3 protein-coding genes are annotated in these 2407 nt (G+C 67.1%); all 3 read left to right on the top strand.

The features are described 5' to 3' along the window. On the top strand, window positions 1-356 hold a 356-nt coding region (locus AC1VAN_RS18625), incomplete at its 5' end, for a YihY/virulence factor BrkB family protein (RefSeq protein WP_480986421.1). A 59-nt stretch (window positions 357-415) separates the two neighbouring features. Then, window positions 416-2155, top strand: a complete 1740-nt coding sequence (gene dnaG / locus AC1VAN_RS18620) for a DNA primase (protein WP_480986420.1) — start codon at window positions 416-418, stop codon at window positions 2153-2155. Window positions 2156-2181: 26 nt separating this feature from the next. Next, on the top strand, window positions 2182-2407 hold a 226-nt coding region (locus tag AC1VAN_RS18615), incomplete at its 3' end, for a fused DSP-PTPase phosphatase/NAD kinase-like protein (RefSeq protein WP_480986419.1).

The following is a 2407-nucleotide window of genomic DNA, read 5'->3' as shown; positions in this document are numbered from 1 at the left end:
GCCTGCTGCTGTACGCGGTCGGCTTCGCCTTCATGTATCACTACCTGCCGGACCGGCGCGTGGCGTGGCGCCAGGCCTTCATCGGCGGCCTCATCACCTCGGCGCTGTTCGCGCTCGGCCGCTATGGCATCGGCGTGTACATCGCCACCGTCGCACCGGGCAGCGCTTACGGCTCGATGGGTGCGCTGGTGATCTCGCTGGTCTGGATCTACTACGCCACCGTGGTCTTCTTCGTCGGCGCGCTGATGACCGCGGTGATCGATGAACGCCTGCGCGCACGCCATCATCTGCTCGCTGCCGGCATCGACCCTGGCACTGCGGCGAACGCGCCCGGGAACGTGGCCGGCAAGGGGTAAACTAGGGGGACTGACTTCCCCCTTCCGCGTGGCTGCCGCCACGCCCTGCCTCGTTGCCCATGGCCCGTATCCCCGACGCTTTCATCGACGACCTGCTGGCCCGCTCCGACATCGTCGAGGTGGTGGGCAGCCGCGTGCCGTTGAAGCGCCAGGGCAAGGAGTACGCCGCGCGCTGCCCGTTCCATGACGAACGCTCGGCCTCCTTCACCGTCTCGCCGACCAAGCAGTTCTATCACTGCTTCGGCTGCGGCGCGCACGRCACGGCCATCAGCTTCCTGATGAACTACGACCGCCTCGAATTCCTCGACGCGGTGGATGAACTGGCCAAGCGTGCCGGCATGGAAGTGCCGCGCAGCGAGAACCCGCGCAACGCCCAGCAGCAGGATGACAGTCGCGAGCTGTATTCGGCGCTGGACGCGGCAACCAAGTTCTTCCAGAAGAACCTGGAAGGCAGCGAGAAAGCCCGCAGCTACCTCGATGGCCGCGGCGTGGATGAAGAGAACCGCGCGCGCTTCCAGATCGGCTATGCACCTGATGGCTACAGCGGCCTGCGCGACGCACTGGGCAAGGACGAGCGGCGGATGAAGCTGCTCGACCGCGCCGGCCTGTTCTCCAAGAACGACCGCGGCCACGTCTACGACAAGTTCCGCGACCGSGTGATGTTCCCKATCTTCGACCGCCGTGGCCGGGTGATCGCCTTCGGCGGGCGCGTGTTCGAGAAGGATGACGGCCCCAAGTACCTCAACTCGCCCGAGACCGCGCTGTTCCACAAGGGCCGCGAGCTGTACGGCCTGTGGCAGGTGCGCCAGGCCAACCAGAAGATCGAGCGCTTGATCGTGGTCGAGGGCTACATGGACGTGGTCTCGCTGTTCCAGTTCGGCGTCACCCAGGCGGTGGCGACGCTGGGCACGGCGACCACGCCGGACCACGCCGAACTGTTGTTCCGCAACGCGCCGGACGTGTTCTTCTGCTTCGATGGCGACGCCGCCGGCCGCCGCGCCGGCTGGAAGGCGCTGGAATCGGTGCTGCCACGCATGAAGGACGGCCGCCAGGCCTTCTTCCTGTTCCTGCCCGACGGCGAAGACCCGGACAGCATCGTGCGCAAGGAAGGCGCCGAGGCCTTCGACGAACGCCTGAAGGAGGCCACGCCGCTGTCGCAGTTCTTCTTCGACGAACTGACCCGCGAGATCAACCTGGGCACCCTGGACGGCAAGGCACGGCTGGCCGAGCGCGCCAAGCCGATGCTCGCGCAGATTCCCGAYGGYGCMTTCGGCGACCTGATGAAGCAGCAGTTGGCGCAGCTGACCGGCCTGGGTGGCAACGCGCAGGCGGGCCGGCCGCAGATGCCACAACGCGCCGCGCCGCGCACGATCCAGCCGGCGGCCAAGCGCAGCCTGGTGCGCGGCGCGATCGCCGTCCTGCTGCAGCAGCCATCGCTGGCCCTGACCCTGGGCGGCAAGCACCACTTCCAGGGCCTGCGCCTGCCCGGCGTGGAGCTGCTGCTGGAATTGCTGGGGCTGGTCGAACAGCGCCCGGACATCAGTACCGGCGCCCTGCTGGAGCATTTCGACGGCCGCGAAGAACAGGCCTCACTGCACACCTTGGCCGCGCAGACGCTGGCGGGCGATGAAGCGATGTGGACGGTGGAACTGCATGACGCAGTCGGCCAGCTGGAGAAGCAGCTGCTGTTCCAGCGGATCGACGACCTCAACGCCAAGCAGCGACAACAGGGTCTGGACGATACTGACAAGTACGAGATGCGCGAGCTGCTGAAGGCACGCGCCAATCTGCGCCTGTAGCGGCAGAACACATTCCCGGAGAGAGCATGCTGCTGCGCCTGACCTGCCTGCTGTTGTTGTTGTCGCTCTGCCCGATCCTGCCGGCCTGGGCTGCGGACCCTGTTCTTGCTGAAGTCCGCCCCGGCCTCTACGCCGGTGGCCAGCCCACGGCCGCGCAACTGCACGAACTGGCTGCCCAAGGCGTGCGCACGGTGATCGACCTGCGCCAACCCGATGAAGATCGCGGCTTCGATGAAACACGCGAGGCCGAAG

This window comes from Stenotrophomonas sp. 05L44_2 (genome assembly GCF_056665995.1).
Note: the sequence above shows the minus strand (reverse complement) of the source record. Positions and strands in the feature narration are given on the sequence as shown.